Source organism: Microvirga lotononidis, from assembly GCF_034627025.1.
Lineage (GTDB): Bacteria > Pseudomonadota > Alphaproteobacteria > Rhizobiales > Beijerinckiaceae > Microvirga > Microvirga lotononidis.
On the sequence record NZ_CP141048.1, the window covers coordinates 1891929 to 1907812 of the forward strand.

16 protein-coding genes and 1 tRNA gene are annotated in these 15884 nt (G+C 66.5%); 8 read left to right on the forward strand and 9 right to left on the reverse strand.

Annotation, left to right across the window (positions count from 1 at the left end; genetic code table 11):
* Positions 1-190: 190 nt before the first annotated feature.
* The 3 genes from U0023_RS08995 (at position 191) to leuB (ending at position 3552) form a co-directional block, all read left to right on the forward strand.
* Entirely contained in the window at positions 191-931 is a 741-nt protein-coding gene (locus tag U0023_RS08995; protein WP_009490820.1) for a metallophosphoesterase family protein, read from the forward strand.
* 3 nt (positions 932-934) lie between these two features.
* The gene (locus U0023_RS09000; protein WP_009490821.1) at positions 935-2359 is read left to right on the forward strand and encodes a serine/threonine protein kinase; all 1425 of its coding nucleotides are present in this window, start codon (positions 935-937) and stop codon (positions 2357-2359) included.
* Between the two features lie 86 nt (positions 2360-2445).
* Complete coding sequence (leuB, locus tag U0023_RS09005) at positions 2446-3552, forward strand: 3-isopropylmalate dehydrogenase (protein ID WP_009490822.1); 1107 nt, start codon at positions 2446-2448, stop codon at positions 3550-3552.
* Between the two features lie 46 nt (positions 3553-3598).
* Here leuB and U0023_RS09010 read toward each other — a convergent pair whose 3' ends face one another.
* Positions 3599-3943, reverse strand: a complete 345-nt coding sequence (locus U0023_RS09010; RefSeq protein WP_009490823.1) for a hypothetical protein — start codon at positions 3941-3943, stop codon at positions 3599-3601.
* 140 nt (positions 3944-4083) lie between these two features.
* On the opposite strand from U0023_RS09010, the gene U0023_RS09015 reads away from it, so the two are divergent.
* A complete protein-coding gene (locus U0023_RS09015) occupies positions 4084-5208 on the forward strand; it encodes a sulfite oxidase (protein WP_009490824.1) in 1125 nt (374 codons plus the stop codon).
* On the opposite strand, the gene U0023_RS09020 is transcribed toward U0023_RS09015, so the two are convergent.
* Positions 5186-5977 carry a hypothetical protein gene (locus U0023_RS09020; protein ID WP_040638248.1) on the reverse strand — a complete coding sequence of 264 codons (792 nt, stop codon included), beginning with the start codon at positions 5975-5977 and terminating at the stop codon, positions 5186-5188. The genes U0023_RS09015 and U0023_RS09020 overlap by 23 nt on opposite strands.
* Before the next feature lie 119 nt (positions 5978-6096).
* On the opposite strand from U0023_RS09020, the gene U0023_RS09025 reads away from it, so the two are divergent.
* Both U0023_RS09025 and U0023_RS09030 read left to right on the forward strand, forming a co-directional pair.
* Entirely contained in the window at positions 6097-6579 is a 483-nt protein-coding gene (locus U0023_RS09025; RefSeq protein WP_009490826.1) for a GNAT family N-acetyltransferase, read from the forward strand.
* Positions 6580-6848: 269 nt separating this feature from the next.
* Positions 6849-7880 carry an aspartate-semialdehyde dehydrogenase gene (locus U0023_RS09030; protein WP_009490827.1) on the forward strand — a complete coding sequence of 344 codons (1032 nt, stop codon included), beginning with the start codon at positions 6849-6851 and terminating at the stop codon, positions 7878-7880.
* A gap of 87 nt (positions 7881-7967) precedes the next feature.
* Here U0023_RS09030 and U0023_RS09035 read toward each other — a convergent pair whose 3' ends face one another.
* From U0023_RS09035 to U0023_RS09045, 3 genes are all read right to left on the reverse strand, one after another.
* The gene (locus U0023_RS09035; protein ID WP_009490828.1) at positions 7968-9494 is read right to left on the reverse strand and encodes a sensor histidine kinase; all 1527 of its coding nucleotides are present in this window, start codon (positions 9492-9494) and stop codon (positions 7968-7970) included.
* Between the two features lie 232 nt (positions 9495-9726).
* Positions 9727-10404, reverse strand: a complete 678-nt coding sequence (locus U0023_RS09040; protein ID WP_009490829.1) for a carbonic anhydrase — start codon at positions 10402-10404, stop codon at positions 9727-9729.
* Positions 10405-10418: 14 nt separating this feature from the next.
* The gene (locus tag U0023_RS09045; RefSeq protein ID WP_009490830.1) at positions 10419-12113 is read right to left on the reverse strand and encodes a serine/threonine dehydratase; all 1695 of its coding nucleotides are present in this window, start codon (positions 12111-12113) and stop codon (positions 10419-10421) included.
* Positions 12114-12225: 112 nt separating this feature from the next.
* On the opposite strand from U0023_RS09045, the gene U0023_RS09050 reads away from it, so the two are divergent.
* Positions 12226-13110 carry an HpcH/HpaI aldolase/citrate lyase family protein gene (locus U0023_RS09050; RefSeq protein WP_009490831.1) on the forward strand — a complete coding sequence of 295 codons (885 nt, stop codon included), beginning with the start codon at positions 12226-12228 and terminating at the stop codon, positions 13108-13110.
* 130 nt (positions 13111-13240) lie between these two features.
* Here the strand turns inward: U0023_RS09050 and U0023_RS09055 are convergent, their stop codons facing one another.
* The 4 genes from U0023_RS09055 to U0023_RS09070 are packed head-to-tail and all read right to left on the reverse strand — an operon-like array spanning position 13241 to position 15644.
* The gene (locus U0023_RS09055; RefSeq protein WP_009490832.1) at positions 13241-13462 is read right to left on the reverse strand and encodes a Trm112 family protein; all 222 of its coding nucleotides are present in this window, start codon (positions 13460-13462) and stop codon (positions 13241-13243) included.
* An 11-nt stretch (positions 13463-13473) separates the two neighbouring features.
* A complete protein-coding gene (locus U0023_RS09060; protein ID WP_009490833.1) occupies positions 13474-14145 on the reverse strand; it encodes an LON peptidase substrate-binding domain-containing protein in 672 nt (223 codons plus the stop codon).
* Between the two features lie 29 nt (positions 14146-14174).
* Entirely contained in the window at positions 14175-15074 is a 900-nt protein-coding gene (gene trxA / locus U0023_RS09065; protein WP_009490834.1) for a thioredoxin, read from the reverse strand.
* Positions 15075-15116: 42 nt separating this feature from the next.
* Entirely contained in the window at positions 15117-15644 is a 528-nt protein-coding gene (locus tag U0023_RS09070) for a prolyl-tRNA synthetase associated domain-containing protein (protein ID WP_009490835.1), read from the reverse strand.
* 149 nt (positions 15645-15793) lie between these two features.
* Here U0023_RS09070 and U0023_RS09075 point away from each other — a divergent pair.
* A tRNA-Gly gene (locus tag U0023_RS09075) sits at positions 15794-15868 on the forward strand.
* The last annotated feature ends 16 nt before the right edge of the window (positions 15869-15884 follow it).

The following is a 15884-nucleotide window of genomic DNA, read 5'->3' on the forward strand; positions in this document are numbered from 1 at the left end:
AAGCCAGAAAGCCGTGCTCGTGAAAAGCGGGCCCGGTTTTTCTCGTGAAGGACGATGCGCCGGCGCATGAGCGGCGCATCGGACCCAAAAGTTCGGATCCACTTTTGGGTCCGATGCTCCGGACACGCTCATCCCAATGGCCTTGATCGGCCAGTTGCAGTGGTGGCGGGTTTGGAGTTGTACTGATTCCATGCTCATCGCCCTTCTCACCGACATCCACGGCAACCGTGAGGCTCTGTCCGCCTGTCTCGCCCACGCGCGTCTGCTCCATGTCGACCGTTTCGTCTTTCTCGGCGACTATGTCGGCTACGGGGCCGATCCGGCCTGGGTGGTCGATACGGTCAGAGGGCTCGTGAACCAGGGCGCCGTGGCGCTTCTCGGCAATCACGACGCGGCCATCGACGGCTCCGACCAGGACATGAACAGCATTGCCCAGGAGGCGATCCGCTGGACCCGCACACAGCTCGGGTCGGAGCAGCGGCGGTTCCTGGCCGGTCTTCCCCTGACCCACGAGGAGGGGAGCGTCCTCTACGTTCACGCCAACGGCTACGCCCCCCGCAGCTGGGACTACATGTCGGGTCTCATGGAGGCGGTCCGGCATTTCAGCCGGGTCGACGCCCACATCACCTTCTGCGGGCATGTGCATGTGCCGATGCTCTTCCACATGAGCACCACCGCCAAGGTCGGGGCATTCGCCCCCGTCGCCAACAACGATATCCCGCTCCTGCCGACGCGCACCTGGCTCGCGGTGATCGGCGCCGTCGGGCAGCCGCGGGATGGGGTCGCGGCGGCGAATTACGCGGTCTTCGACACCGCCAGCCAGACCCTGCGCTATCTGCGCGTCCCCTACGACACGGCAACCGCGGCCCGGAAGGTGCGCGAGGCGGGCCTGCCCGAAAAGCTGGCGCTTCGCCTCGAACAGGGCCGCTGACGCATGCGCTGGCGCGTCAATCCCGGCATGGTGATCGACGGATTCGAGCTGCGGGAGAATCTCGGCACCGGCGGCATGGCGCAGCTCTGGGCGGTGAGCCGCGAAGACGATCCGGCGCCCCTGATCATGAAGATCCCGATGTTGATCGACAGCGACGACCCGCTGCCCATCGTGTGCTTCGAGACCGAGCAGATGATCATGCCGCGCCTGTCGGGGCCGCATGTGCCCCGCTTCGTGGCGACGGGCCCGCTCGATCCCATGCCCTACATCGTCATGGAGCGCATCCCCGGCGCATCGCTCAAAAGCCGGCTCGACGAGGCGCCTCTCCCCTGGTCCGAGGTCGCCGCCATCGGGGCCAAGGTGGCCCATGCCCTGCACGACCTGCATCGCCAGCACGTGATCCATCTCGACATCAAGCCGAGCAACGTGATGATCCGGGACACGGGCGAGGCGGTTCTGATCGATTACGGCTTCTCCCGGCACGAATACCTTCCCGATCTTCTGGCCGAGGAGTTCCGCGAGCCCTTCGGGACCACGCCCTACATGGCGCCGGAACAGGTGCTGCAGGACCGGGCCGACCCGCGCAGCGATCTCTTCGCGCTCGGCGTGATGATGTATGTGTTCGTCACGGGCGAGCGCCCGTTCGGCAATCCGCGCGGCGGCGAGATCCGTCGCCGCCTCTGGCGCGACCCGGTGCCGCCCCGGGCGCTCAATCCCGATTGCCCGCGATGGTTGCAGGAGGTGATCCTGCGTTGCCTGGAGGTCGATCCGGACGAGCGCTATGCAACGGCAGCCTTGCTCGCCCTCGACCTGGAGAACCCCGAACAGGTCCGGCTGACGGAGCGGGCCGAGCGGCTGGAACGGGACGGCGGCGTCAAGACCTTCCGGCGCTGGCTGAAGGCGCGCAAGGCGCAGCCGCTCGAGACGCCCGACATCGCCGGTCACCTGTCGCGGGCGCCCATCATCCTGGCCGCCATCGATCTCTCTCCGGGCAACGAGGATCTCGCAGAGGCCCTGCGCAGGATGGTCGGCCGGATCCTGTCCATCGAAGGCGAGGCGCGCATCGCCTGCGTCAACGTCCTGAAGACCTCGCGCATCGCCGTGGACATCCTGGAGGACCAGGACGGCAACAGCCTTCATGTCCAGCGGCTCGTCCAGCTCCGCCACTGGGGCGTGTCCCTCGACATCCCCCAGGAGCGGATCACCTGCAGCGTGCTGGAGGCGCCCGACCCGGCCGCCGCTCTCGTCGATTACGCCCGCCGCAACAATGTCGACCACATCGTGATCGGCGCTCGAGCCTCCTCGGCGCTCAGGCGCTACCTCGGCAGCGTCTCCTCGCAGGTGGTGGCCGAGGCGCCGTGCTCCGTCACGGTGGTCAGGACACCGAAGGACAGGCGTGCGGAAAACGGCCAGGACGCCTCCGCCTAAGGGACGACGCGACAAAAGCTTGCCAAGCCGCGCATTCGGTCTTTTAAGAACCCTGCATTCTATCAAGACAGAACAGGGGCCCTCCCATGGCAACGCACAAGCTTCTCCTTCTCCCCGGCGACGGCATCGGTCCGGAGGTCATGCGCGAGGTCGAGAAGATCGTGGGCTGGTTCCGCAAGCGCGGCGTCGGCTTCGAGACGGAGACGGATCTCGTCGGTGGGGCGGCCTATGACGCGCACGGCGTGTCGATCTCCGAAGCCGCCATGGATCGTGCCCAACAGGCCGATGCGGTGCTCTTTGGCGCCGTCGGCGGCGCGAAATGGGACAGCGTTCCCTACGCGGTGCGTCCCGAAGCCGGCCTGCTGCGCCTGCGCAAGGATCTCGGCCTCTTCGCCAACCTGCGTCCGGCGATCTGCTATCCGGCCCTGGCCGATGCCTCCTCGCTCAAGCGCGAGGTGGTGGAAGGCCTCGACATCATGATCGTGCGCGAACTCACGGGCGGCGTCTATTTCGGCGAGCCGAAGGAGATCGTGACCCTGGAGGACGGCTCCCAGCGCGCCGTCGACACGCAGATCTACCACACGCACGAGGTGGAGCGCATCGCGCGCGTCGCCTTCGATCTCGCCCGCAAGCGCCGCAACAAGGTCTCCTCGGCCGAGAAGTTCAACGTGATGAAGACCGGTGTGTTCTGGCGCCAGGTCGTCACTCGCATCCACAAGGGCGAGTTCTCGGACGTCGAGCTCGAGCACGTGCTCGCCGACAACTGCGCCATGCAGCTGGTGCGCTGGCCGAAGCAGTTCGACGTGATCGTCACGGACAACCTCTTCGGCGACATCCTGTCGGATATCGCCGCGATGCTCACCGGATCTCTCGGCATGCTGCCTTCCGCTTCACTCGGCGCGGAAGATCCGGTCACCGGACAGCGCAAGGCGCTCTACGAGCCCGTGCACGGCTCGGCGCCCGACATCGCCGGCAAAGGACTGGCCAATCCCATCGCCATGATCGGCTCATTCGGCATGGCCCTGCGCTACTCCTTCGGCCTGCTCGACGAGGCGGATCGTCTGGACAAGGCGATCGCCAACGTGCTCGCCTCCGGTACCCGCACCAAGGACATCGCGGCTCCCGGGGCGAACGCGGTCGGCACCCAAGACGTGGGCGATGCCATCGTCAAGGAACTGGAAGCCCTTTCGTAGGGAAGCAAAAAGCCCCGGAGTGATCCGGGGCTCATCCTCGAGGAGGTCAGCGGATCGAACCGGTCGTTTCGACGGTCGGCGTGCTGTAGGACGGGAACGGGTTGCGCGAGCCGACGAAGGGCCCGTTGGTGATCGGGTCGGGCAGAAGGTCGAGGCCGAAACGACCGCGGTTCGGCGCATAGTCCGGGCTGAGCAGATAGGCCTGCGTTTGCCCATAGCCGCTGATGCCTGGATTGATCGATCCCACGGGGACCGCTGGGCCCGGATCCAGGAAGCTGCGAGGCTGGACCCTGAGGACGAGGGGACGGTCCCGGGTCTGCGCATCGGCCGCCACCGAAGCGGATGCGAGCGCAGCCAATGAAGCCAAACCCAGAAGTGCGATGCGGCGCATGGGTAAACCTCCAAGAATGGCGCATTGACCTTCTGTTGTGCGCCGTCAACACAAGCAAATACTGTCAGAACAAGGCGACGCCGATAAAATGGTTCCGTCGAAGCGTGACGTTCACCGCGACGTGAGGAGGACGACTGCCAATGCAGGATAAACCCAAGCTTGGTTTCGATCTATCGGCAAAAAAGGGTCTGAGCCTTCTGGGCGAGACCCCGCTGGTGGCGGAAACGCCCGAAGAGCTCCTCGACGACGAGACGACGCCGATTGCGCGGTTCTTCGTGCGCAACAACGGCCTTCTACCCGAGCCGGCGGGCGATCCCGAGGCCTGGGCCTTCACCATCGACGGCGAGGTGGAGCATCCGCTTCGCCTGACTCTGGCGGAGCTGAAGAGCCGGTTTCCGCACAAGACCTTCCGCATGGTGCTCGAATGCGGCGGCAACGGCCGCTCCTTCTTCGAGCCCAAGGCCGAAGGCAATGCCTGGACGAATGGCGGTGCCGGCTGCGCCGAATGGACGGGCGTCTCGCTGGGCGACGTGCTGCGCGCGGCGGGCCTGAAGGACATCGCCCTGTTCACCGGCCATTTCGGCGCCGATCCCGACAAGCACGGAAGCCATGAGCAACAGGCGATGTCGCGCGGCATGCCCATCGCCAAGGCCCTGGAGGAGCACACGCTCCTGGTCTGGGCGATGAACGGCGAGCCCCTGCCGTTCATCCATGGCGGTCCTCTTCGTCTCATCGTGCCCGGCTGGCCGGGATCATTGAGCCAGAAATGGCTGACGCGGATCTGGATTTGCGACCGGGAGCACGATGGGCCGGGCATGACAGGCCTGTCCTACCGGCTGCCGGTCCATCCTCTGGCTCCGGGTTCGGACGGACGGGGCGTGGAGACGCGGATTCTCGAATCGATGCCCGTGCGCAGCATCGTCACCGCGCCGGCCGATGGCGCGCGCTACCGGGAGGGCACGCGTTCCATCGAGGTCCGTGGCGCCGCCTGGGCGGGCGATGACACGGTCACGCGTGTCGACGTGACTCTCGACGGCGGAGCGACCTGGGTCGAAGCCACGATGACGCGACCGCGCAACCGCTACGACTGGGTGCGCTGGCACGTATCCCTGCCTCTGACCGGCGACGGCTATTACGAGATCTTTGCCCGGGCAACGGATTCACGCGGCCGCGCTCAGCCTTTCCGCGCGGCCAACTGGAATCCGAACGGTTACGGCTGCAACGTCATGCACCGGGTGGCGATCACGGTCGGGCCGGAGGCCTGACGGCCGCGGCGGTGCGGGCGCCTTGCCCGCAGGCCTCCGTGCGGCTGCGCTCGGCCCGGGCGAAGACGGCCTTCAGGGAAGGGTTCGTGCCTCCCGCCAGGGTGATGCCGTCGATGAAGCAGGCGAGCTGGGCCTCGTCCGGAGCCGAGGATCCGCACAGCCAGCCCTGGAAGCTGAACGCGGCGGACCCATCCGGAAGCCGGAAGGCCTGACAGGCCTGCTCGCCCTTGTTCGCCAGGACGAGGGGAGCTGCCTCCACGGGGCCGAACTTGGTCTCGATCATGCGGCTCTGGCCCTGCTGCGCCACCGCGAGGCCCGAGCGTGCCGCCCTGCGGACGATATCGATATAGAAGCTCCCGGCCGTCTCGCCCGTGCCTTGCACGAGACTCACCTGGGCATAGCGGAAGTCGCCGAAGCGCCCGAGGATCAGGGTGTCCTCCCGGGCGCCGTTCGCATGTTCGCGCGCCTCCGATGCGACGGTGCCGGACGCGCCGGCGATCGCATAGGGAACGGGAGAGGGCGGCAGGGGCCTCCAGGCCGGCGCAGGTGCGACCAGGACCGAGGAGGGGACCTCCTTCTGGTGCCCCGTCGGGCGGGCCGTCTGCTGCTGCTCCAGGGCGAAATAGACCAGTCCGGCGATGCTGCAGGACGACATCAGGACGACGCGCAGCCAGCTCATGGGCCTCCGGCGTGGGCGACGAGCGGGGCGTTCGTCGACCCAGTCGGCGACGTCGTCCTCATCCCATTCGGCATAAACCGCCCGCGGCATCGCTCGAACCCATCAACCCTGCTGAACACGTCATCAATATGTTCTACCGTGACGCTGGTCAGGGTTCGAAAGGTTTTGCTAAGCAAGGTAAACAGAAGCCTAACCGCCCGTGTGCCGTCATGCCCGCCATCGTGATTCGCCTGGCTACCCTGGAGGACGCCCCTCAGGTCGCCGCCCTGGTTCGGACCTTGGATCTGCATTATGCCGGCGCCGATGCGACCCAGCCCCTCGCGCCGACCCTGGCCATGGTCGAGCGCTCCATGCGCGAGGCGGAAGGCACGCGCTACGCCCTGGCCTTCCGGGACGGCCGCCCGGTGGGCCTCGCCTGCTTCGCGGTGCTGCGGCCCGGCTTCAGGCTGTCCGGCCTCCTCTTCGTCAAAGAGCTCTTCGTCGAGGATCAGGCCCGCGGTCAGGCGGTGGGCGCCGGGCTCATGCGCTGGCTGGCCGATCATGCCCGGACGCTGGGCCTTACCCGCATCGACCTGACGACCGAGGGCACCAACATGCGGGCCCAGGCGTTCTACGAGCGGCTGGGGGCCGAGCGGATGGACAAGGTGTTCTACCGCTTCAACCTCTCCACCGGCGTGCTGTCGGATGATTGAGGGCCCGCAAGACCGAGGAAACGCTTGACGAAAGCGTGTCTTTGGTGTGTTGCTGGCGGCGTATCGAAGCCCTGTCCGGGCTTTTGGATGGACGATGGCAATGGCGATGCTCACCCTGACGACGAGCAAAACGAAAACCGCCACGACGGCCGTGAAAACGACGGCCGAATAAGCCTCGTCGTCCCCGGTCCTCTCTCCCGTCGGGGCGAGAGGCAACACCCGAATAGGGTTTTCACACATCCGGGGAGAGCGACAACAGGAGAAGATCAATGGGTTTCAAGATCGCCGTCGTCGGTGCGACCGGCAATGTGGGCCGCGAGATGCTGAGCATCCTCGCCGAACGGGCCTTCCCGGCCGACGAGGTGGTGGCGCTGGCCTCCCGCCGCAGCCAGGGGTCGGAGGTTTCCTACGGCGACAAGACGCTCAAGACGAAGACCCTCGACACTTACGATTTCTCCGACGTCGATCTGTGCCTCATGTCCGCCGGAGGCGAGGTCTCCAAGGAATGGTCGCCCAAGATCGCCGCCCAGGGCGCGGTCGTGATCGACAATTCATCGGCCTGGCGCTACGACCCGGAGGTGCCGCTGGTGGTGCCGGAGGTGAATGCCGAGGCGCTGCGCGAGATCAAGAAGGGCATCGTCGCCAACCCGAACTGCTCCACCGCCCAGCTCGTCGTGGCCCTGAAGCCGCTCCATGACCGCGCCACCATCAAGCGGGTGGTCGTCGCCACCTACCAGTCGGTCTCTGGCGCCGGCAAGGACGGCATGGACGAGCTCGATCGCCAGACCAAGGCGCTCTATTCCCTGCAGGACGTGCAGGAGAAGAAGTTCCCCAAGCGCATCGCCTTCAACCTGATCCCGCACATCGATGTGTTCATGGAGGACGGGTACACGAAGGAAGAGTGGAAGATGATGGCCGAGACCAAGAAGATTCTCGACCCCAAGATCAAGCTCACGGCCACCTGCGTGCGCGTGCCGGTCTTCATCAGCCACTCGGAAGCCGTCAACGTGGAATTCGAGAACCCGATCACCGCCGACGAGGCGCGCGACATCCTGCGGGCCGCACCCGGCATCATGGTGGTCGATAAGCGCGAGCCCGGCGGCTACATCACGCCCCACGAGGCGGCCGGCGAGGACGCCACCTACATCTCCCGCATCCGCGAGGACATCACGGTCGAGAACGGCCTGTCCTTCTGGTGCGTCTCCGACAACCTGCGCAAGGGCGCGGCGCTCAACGCCGTGCAGATCGCCGAGGCCATGGCGAATCGCGGCCTGCTGAAGGCAAAGAAGCAGGCCGCGTAGGCCCGGCTCGATTGCTTCGGAAAGGCCGCCTCCGGGCGGCCTTTTTGTTTTCGATCGTCTGCTTTCCCTCAGGATGAGGCGAGCGCCTTACGAGCCAGCCTCCGCGGGCATGAGTTGCGCCGGCTCCTCGTGAGCGGCGACGAGCGGCGCGTCGATGGTGCAGACGACGCCGCTTTCGCAGAAATCGATCTTCGCCTCTCCGGCGAGATGGCCTTGCGCCAGGCTGCGCTCGACGAGCCGCGTGCCGAAGCCCCGGCGGGAGGGTGGAGCGACCGGCGGTCCCCCCTTCTCCTCCCAGGTCAGGAGCAGATGCGGCCGTTCCCGAGAACGGTCCACGTGCCAGCTGATCTGAACCTCGCCTGTTTCGTTCGACAGGGAGCCGTATTTCACCGCGTTGGTCGCGAGTTCCTGGAGCACCATGGCAAGGGCCAGGGTGGTGTTGGGCGGGAGCCTGACGTCGTGCCCGTGACAGTGAATGCGGCTGTGTCCGGTCGTCTGGAAGGGCTGCATCGCATGCCGGACCACCTCCTTGATCCAGGCTCCGTCCCAGTTCTCGCGCGTGAGAACGTCATGGGCGCGCGAGAGTGCGAACAGGCGCGACTCGATCGCCTCCTGGGCGCCCTTCGTCGAGCCGGCCATGCGCAAGGTCTGCGAGGTGATCGACTGCACCGTCGCCAGGGTATTCTTGACGCGATGGTTCAGCTCGTTGAGCAGAAGGCGCTGATGTTCTTCGGAACGGACGCGCTCGGTCACGTCGCTGCCTTCCGCGAAGATGCCGGTGATCTGCCCGTCGCCATCGCGGATCGGCTGGTAGACGAAATCGACGAAGCGCTCTTCCGGATCCTTCGAGGCATCGCGCTGGAGATAGACCGAGATGCCGTGACCGACGAACGGCTCCTTGGTGCGATAGACGTTGTCGAGGAGTTCGATGAAGCCCTGGTCGGCCACCTCGGGCAATGCCTCCAGGAGCGGCTTGCCGATGATCTCGCGACGGCCGACCAGCTGGTAATAGGCCTCGTTCACGAGCTCGAACACATGATCGGATCCCCGATAGATGACCATGAATCCGGGCGCCTGGTGGAAGAGTTCGCGCAAACGGTCCTTCTCCGCCATGATCCGGCGCTCGGCGAGGACCCGTTCGGTCGTCTCGACCACGATGGCGAGAACGCCGCCGGGCTTACCGGTCTCGTCGATAACGGGACTGTAGTCCAGGTTCATCCAGACCTGCTCGGGGACGTTGTTGCGGTAAAGGGTGAGCTCCTGATCCTGATAGGAGAGCGTGCCGCCTGCCATGCCCACCCGCATCACATGGGCATTGAAGTCCGCCACCTCCGCCCAGCCCTCCAGGACCTTGGAGCCGAGAAGGCGGGGATGACGCCCGCCGGCGAAGATCGTGTAGGCGTCGTTGTAGATCATGATCCCGTCCGGTCCCCAGAGGAGGACCATGGGGATCGGCGAGCGCAGCATGATGCTGATGGTGGTTCGCAGGCTTTGGGGCCACCCGTCCATGGGCCCAATGGACGTTCCGGCCCAGTCGAACTTCTCCATCAGGGCCGACATTTCCCCGCCGCCCGCGAGGAAATCGGCCGGTGCGGTTCTCAGATTACCGTGCACGGGCGCCTATCCGGGAACTCTGAAGGAGTTCCCGCAGAGAGGGGCCGATTTGCCTCAGCTGTGCCGCCTGGAGGATCACCATCATCATACCATCCTTGTCTCGGTAACGGCGCCGATCCAGGAATGGTTCTCAGGCCAGCCGTCCTGCTAAGCACGGCATGGCAATATAGAGGTCGGGAGCGACCCGGCAATCCGGCATCCACGTGAAAGCCTTGCCGCTTCGGTCAGGCTCCTATTCCCGGACTTCTTGCGCACGGAACGGGGAGACGCGCCCCGGTACATCGTCGACCGCCGGCTTGAACTCGCCTGTTTCCGGATCGCGCACGAGCAGAACGCCGGTCGCCACGCCGAAATAGGCGCCGTGGAGTTGCAGCTTGCCGCGCTCCACAAGAATCCTGACGCAAGGGAAAGTCATCAGGTTCTGCAGGCTGTTCTCGATGGCGGCCAGCTCCAGGCGCGGCAGGTATTCGTCGAGATTGCCGCCATGGGGGCCCAGGCGCTCGCCCGCAGGCTTGATCAGGGTCATCCAGCGGCCGATGAAATCGCCCGGCGAGAGGGGAGCGGTATCGTCGGCAAAGGCGCGGATGCCGCCGCAGCGGGCATGGCCGAGCACCACGATATGCTTCACGCGCAGCGCCTGCACGGCGAATTCGAGCGCCGCCGAAGTGCCGTGATAATCACCCCCCGTCTCGAAGGGCGGTACCAGATTCGCCACGTTGCGGACGACGAACATTTCTCCGGGGCTCGCATCGAAGATGACTTCCGGCGAGACGCGGCTGTCGCAGCAGCCGATGATCATGACCTCGGGCGACTGCCCCTTCTCGGCCAGCGCTTCGTAGCGGTTCTTCTCACGCGGAAGGCGTTCGTCGAGGAATGCGCGATAGCCTTCGGTCAGACGTTGCGGGAACATGGGCGTCCTTCCCTTCAAGGATGGGTGATCTCGGCAAGCTTGGCGAGTTCGACATTGGCGCCGCAGAGAAGCACACCGACGCGCTCGCCCGAGCGGGGTTTATAGGCTCCTGAAACGAGGGCCGCCAGTGCCGCGGCTCCGCCCGGCTCCGAGGCGATGCGGTAATCGCGCCAGAGCAGCCGCTGCGCATCGCGGATCGCCGCGTCGGTGACGAGCGCTACGTGATCGACCGTGTCCCGGCAGATGGAATAGACCAGATCGCCGGTGTTCTTCGCGCCGAGCGAATCGGCCGCCACCGAGTCCACGTCCACGTCGACGGGCCGCCCGGCTTCGAGGGAGGCATGGAGCGCCCGCGAGCCTTCCGGCTCGACGCCCACCACCTTCACGCGCCCGGCCCACCAGCTCGCCACGCCGCTGATGAGACCGCCGCCGCCGACCGCCACGAGGACGGTATCGAGGGCAGGCGCGTCCTGCTCCCATTCGAGGGCTGCCGTGCCCTGGCCGATCATGGTGCTCTCGGCCGCGAAGGGGTGGATGCGCAAGGCGCCGCTCTCCGCCACGTAGAGATCGCAGGCGGCCTGCGCATCCGCATAGCGCGCGCCGCCGATCACCACCTCGGCCCCATGCGAGCGAATGACGGCGATCTTGGCGGGGCTCGAGATCTCCGGCACGAAGATGCGCGCCTTCACGCCCAGCTGTTTCGCCGCATAGGCCACGGCGGCGCCGTGGTTGCCGCCGGACGCGGCCGCGACGCCGGCTGCCGGAAGCTCCTTCGACAGGAGGGTGTTGAAGGCTCCGCGGGTCTTGAACGAGCCCGCATGCTGCAGGAATTCGAGCTTCAGGCTCACCGCGCCGTCATGGCCGAAGGCGCTGCCCATGTTCAGGACGGGCGTACGACGGATATGGGGGGCAATGCGGGCGTGGGCCGCTTCGATATCGGCGCGGGTGATGGGCATGGCTCGACCTTGGGATGGGTTGCGGAGCGTCCAGATGGCGACCGGCAGGCCGTGCGCGTCACGGCCGGGCGGGTCGGGAAAGGATTGGCCTCCACCTCTCGCGAGATCAAGCGCCACGGTCAACCCCGCAAGTGCGTCGAGCAGGTCGTCCTCGGCGGCGCCACGCGGCGGCGGCGCATCGATCAGGCTGCCGGGGCAAAGACCGGATCGCTTCAGCAGGTCGCGGCGAAGCGCCATGCCCGGTCCGTAAGGCGTTCCCTTCACCTTCTTCGGCCGGTCGAGCGCCCGGCCTCCGTTCAGGGCCCAGAAGGCGAGTTCGGGATGCACCTCGTAGACGCGGGGGATCAGATCGGGCCGGGCGCGCAGCAGCGCGTCGATCTCGCGGATCTTCGGGAAGATGGCAAAGCCTTGCCGCGACACCTTCCGCGACGGATCAGAGGTGGCGGCGGCTCTTGCGCAAGCCTCTCCATAATCGGTCGCCTCCACGGCGCGGCGGGAGGGGATCGCGAAGACGGAGGATTGCCGCTCGCCGAGCAACGGGCGAATCAGCTGCTCCGGCAAGCGGCCCGATCCGGCCGTCCGGTCCGGCAGGCCGACAGGCATGTCGACGGCGATCACCCGAGGCCGCTCCGGCGCATCGGCGATGGCCTCGAAGGTCGGCGCCGTTACGATGCGGTGGGTGTCCGGATCGTCCGCCCGCATCAGAACCGCGATCCACCCGGCTCGGCAGCCGTCGACTCCTGCAACCCACATCGCTCGCCGTCTCCTCGTCTTGTTCGGTAGAGTGCTGCTCCTATGCCGGGAATGACCCTGTTCTTATTTCGGCAGCCTCCTTAAAACCGGTGGGCCGCAGGAGGAGCAAGCCATGATCCCGATTCGCCCGCGCCGCAGCGCCCTCTATATGCCCGGATCCAATGCCCGCGCGATCGAGAAGGCGAGGACGCTGGCCGCCGACGTGGTGATCTTCGACTTGGAGGACGCGGTCGCGCCCGATCTGAAGACGCAGGCGCGCGAGCAGGTCTGCGCGGCCGTGAAGGCCGGCGGTTACGGGCGGCGCGAGCTGGTGATCCGCGTCAATGCGCTCGAGACGCCCTGGGGAGAGGCCGATCTCGCGGCGGCCGTCGCGGCCGCGCCCGACGCGATTCTCGTGCCGAAGGTGTCCTCGGCCGAAACGCTCGCGGCGGTGGGCCTGCGCCTGCGTAAGCTCGGGGCCGCGGAGCGCACCGGAATCTGGGCCATGATCGAGACGCCGCTCGCCATTCTGCGGGCGGAATCCATCGCGAGCGCGGCTCACGACGTCGACACGCGGTTGTCCTGCTTCGTCATGGGCACCAACGATCTCGCCAAGGATACCCGCACCCGCCTGCTGCCCGGGCGCGCCGCGATGCTGCCCTGGCTGATGACCGCGCTTGCCGCCGCGCGGGCGCATGGCATCGACATTCTCGACGGGGTCTACAACACCTTGTCCGATGAAAGCGGCTTTCGCGCCGAATGCGAGCAAGGCCGCGATTGCGGCTTCGACGGCAAGACGCTGATCCATCCCGATCAGATCGCGGCCGCCAACGGGATCTTCGCTCCGTCGGAGCACGAGATCGAGAGCGCACGGACGATCGTCGCAGCCTTCGAGCAGCCGGAGAACCGGGCCAGGGGCGCCATCAGCCTCGGCGGCCGCATGGTCGAGCGGCTTCATGCCGAGATGGCGCGGCGGACATTGGCGATGGCGGAGGCCATAGCGAAGCAAACCACATAGACGTCATCCCCTCTCTGGTGTCATTCCCGGCCGGAGCTTAGCGGTGGGGAAGGGAATCCATGACGTTGCGCTTGACCGTGGATCCCCTTCCCGCACTGCGTGCGCCGGGGATGACAGCGGAGCGCCTCGCTCAATCGGCCAATGGCCGCGCCTCTTCCGGCAGCATGATCGGGATGCCGTCGCGGATCGGGTAGGCGAGCTTGGCGCGGCGGCTGATCAGCTCCTGGCGGGCGGCGTCGTATTCGAGGGTTTCCTTGGTGAGCGGGCAGACGAGAAGCTCGAGGAGCTTGGGGTCGATCCGCGTCGCCTCCACGGGCTGGGGCGTTTCGGGCTGAGGGCTATCCGGAACCATTGCGGTCCTTTCTATTGCAGGGTCGAGTCGGAGCCGGCGCCGCCGCGGGCGAGCTCGATCTCGGTCAGGGCGATGAGCACCTCCGCCCGGCTCTTCAGGTCGGAGGCTTCGAGCAGCGCCTGCTTCTCGCGCACGCCGAAGGGGCTCATCATGCACAAGGCATTCACGAGAGCCTCGTTGGGGGCTTCCTCGATGCCGCGCCAATCGACCTTCACATGCACCGCGTTGACGAAGTCGCGCAGGGCCTTCACCACGCCGGCGCGGTTGACCGCGTTCTCGCCGGCGCGGGCGACGAAATCGTTGGCGAACGGCTCGAAGGCCACCCGGCACTGGCGGAACAGGTTCACCGCCGGCAGCTCCTCCTCGATGCGGAAGCGCGCGATGCCGATGAGCGTGATGAGATACCGCCCGTCGCCGGTCTCGGCGAACTGCGTGATGCGGCCGGCGCAGCCGATCCGGTAGAGTTTCGGCACGTTCGCCTGAGGGTCGTTGTCCGCGTCCGGCTGGACCATGCCGATGATGCGGTCGGTCTTCAGCGCCTCGTCGACCATCGCCAGATAGCGCGGCTCGAAGATGTTGAGCGGCATCTGCCCGCGTGGGAGGAGGAGGGCTCCGGGAAGCGGGAAGACGGGGACGACCGACGGGCAATCCTCCGGCCCTCGGTATACCGCGTTCATTCCCATCCCGATCTCCTAAAGCCTGTCGGACAGCGTCAAGAGAACAGGAGCGAGGAGAGCCTCCGCCGCCCTGCCAGCGTCATCGCGTCCATCGGGCCCCAGGCCTCGAAGAACTGGACGAGCTGCTTGCGTGCGCCGTCCTCGTTCCAATTGCGGTCGCGGCGGACGATTTCAAGGAGGTGGTTGGCAGCTTCTTCGCGCCGCCCGAGGGCATTCAGGCCTACGGCCAGATCGAAGCGAGCCTGATGGTCCGTGGGATCGGTCTCGACCCTGCGCTGGAGCTCCGCCAGGTCGCCGAGGGAACCCGCCTGTTCGGCGAGCTCGATTGCCGCCCGCGCGCCGGCGAGGGCCGGATCGTTGGCTTTCGCCGCCGGCGCCATGGCGAGGAAGCGCTTGGCGCCCTCCAGGTCGCTCACCTCCACGTGCAGCTTCACGAGGGCGGCGAGCGCCGCGACGTTCTCCGGATCCTGGGCCAGCACGGCGGAATAGAGTTCGGCCGCGCCGCCGATGTCGCCCTCGGCCGCCAGACGGTCGGCCTCGGCCAGGATCTCCTCGGCCGCGCCGGGTCCGAGCGGCCCGACGAGGCGCTCGATGAAGCTCTTGATCTGGCTCTCGGGCAGGGCGCCCATGAAGCCGTCCACCGGCTGGCCGCGCTGGAAGGCGAAGACGGCCGGGATCGACTGCACCCCGAGCTGGCCGGCGATCTGCGGATGCTCGTCGATGTTCATCTTGACGAGCTTCACCTTGCCGCCGGCGGCCCGAACGGCCTTTTCGAGAAGCGGGGTGAGCTGCTTGCAAGGGCCGCACCAGGGGGCCCAGAAATCGACCAGAACCGGCTGCTGCATGGATTCGGCCAGCACGTCCTGGCGGAAATTGGCCGTGGTGGTGTCCTTCACGAGGTCGTCGGAGGAGGGGACGGGGGTATCGGACAGCATGCGATCCTCGAAAGGTGAGAAGAACGCTCCTTACATGGGAGCTCAGGCGTCGTCTGGCAATTCCGCCGGCGGTTCCGGCAGGCGCAGGATGAGGGGATCGTGCCCCGTGGCCCGCAGGAAGGTCACCAGGTCCTCCCGGGATATGCCGGTGGTCATGGAATTGACCAGCGGGTGAAAATTCACCCGCTCATGCTCCATGAGGTTGGCGTCGAGCACCATCGTGACCCTGCCGTCCGTATCGTTCGCCACCGCGAAGGCGGTGACCGAACCGGGCTCGACCCCGAGAAGCGCGCGCAGCTGCTCGGCCGAGCCGAAGGAGAGGCGGCCGGAGGCCCCGATGGCCTCATGGGTGCGCTTGAGGTCGATGGCGGTGTCGTGCTTGGCGGAAATCAGGAAGAAGCGGCCCTTCTTGTCCTTCACGAACAGGTTCTTGGAATGGGCTCCCGGGATGTGCTCCTTGACGGATGCCGATTCGGCCACCGTGAAGACGGGGGCGTGCTCCACCGTCTCGGTCTTGATGCCGAGCGAGGACAGGCGATCCAGGAGTTCCCGGGGAGACAGATGGGCCAAGCTTGCAACCTCCGTACCGGTCCGCGTTCTAGCGACCGGATGAAGCAGGCTCAAGGGCTACCGCGAAAAGATCGGCAGGTCCCTCTTGCAATACGCCGCGTTTTGGGGCACATCACGGGCCTCGCAACGATGCCACGGCATCGCGGAGCGCGGGTGTAGCTCAGGGGTAGAGCACAACCTTGCCAAGGTTGGGGTCGAGGGTTCGAATCCCTTCGCCCGCTCCAATTTCTCTCAGAAATG

What these genes read in the sequence shown, in the direction of transcription:
- U0023_RS08995 (WP_009490820.1), top strand. Translation starts at nt 191, where the DNA reads ATGCTCATCGCCCTTCTCACCGACATCCACGGCAACCGTGAGGCTCTG.
- U0023_RS09000 (WP_009490821.1), top strand. Translation starts at nt 935, where the DNA reads ATGCGCTGGCGCGTCAATCCCGGCATGGTGATCGACGGATTCGAGCTG.
- leuB (WP_009490822.1), top strand. Translation starts at nt 2,446, where the DNA reads ATGGCAACGCACAAGCTTCTCCTTCTCCCCGGCGACGGCATCGGTCCG.
- U0023_RS09010 (WP_009490823.1), bottom strand. Translation starts at nt 3,943, where the DNA reads ATGCGCCGCATCGCACTTCTGGGTTTGGCTTCATTGGCTGCGCTCGCA.
- U0023_RS09015 (WP_009490824.1), top strand. Translation starts at nt 4,084, where the DNA reads ATGCAGGATAAACCCAAGCTTGGTTTCGATCTATCGGCAAAAAAGGGT.
- U0023_RS09020 (WP_040638248.1), bottom strand. Translation starts at nt 5,977, where the DNA reads ATGCCGCGGGCGGTTTATGCCGAATGGGATGAGGACGACGTCGCCGAC.
- U0023_RS09025 (WP_009490826.1), top strand. Translation starts at nt 6,097, where the DNA reads ATGCCCGCCATCGTGATTCGCCTGGCTACCCTGGAGGACGCCCCTCAG.
- U0023_RS09030 (WP_009490827.1), top strand. Translation starts at nt 6,849, where the DNA reads ATGGGTTTCAAGATCGCCGTCGTCGGTGCGACCGGCAATGTGGGCCGC.
- U0023_RS09040 (WP_009490829.1), bottom strand. Translation starts at nt 10,404, where the DNA reads ATGTTCCCGCAACGTCTGACCGAAGGCTATCGCGCATTCCTCGACGAA.
- U0023_RS09045 (WP_009490830.1), bottom strand. Translation starts at nt 12,113, where the DNA reads ATGTGGGTTGCAGGAGTCGACGGCTGCCGAGCCGGGTGGATCGCGGTT.
- U0023_RS09050 (WP_009490831.1), top strand. Translation starts at nt 12,226, where the DNA reads ATGATCCCGATTCGCCCGCGCCGCAGCGCCCTCTATATGCCCGGATCC.
- U0023_RS09055 (WP_009490832.1), bottom strand. Translation starts at nt 13,462, where the DNA reads ATGGTTCCGGATAGCCCTCAGCCCGAAACGCCCCAGCCCGTGGAGGCG.
- U0023_RS09060 (WP_009490833.1), bottom strand. Translation starts at nt 14,145, where the DNA reads ATGGGAATGAACGCGGTATACCGAGGGCCGGAGGATTGCCCGTCGGTC.
- trxA (WP_009490834.1), bottom strand. Translation starts at nt 15,074, where the DNA reads ATGCTGTCCGATACCCCCGTCCCCTCCTCCGACGACCTCGTGAAGGAC.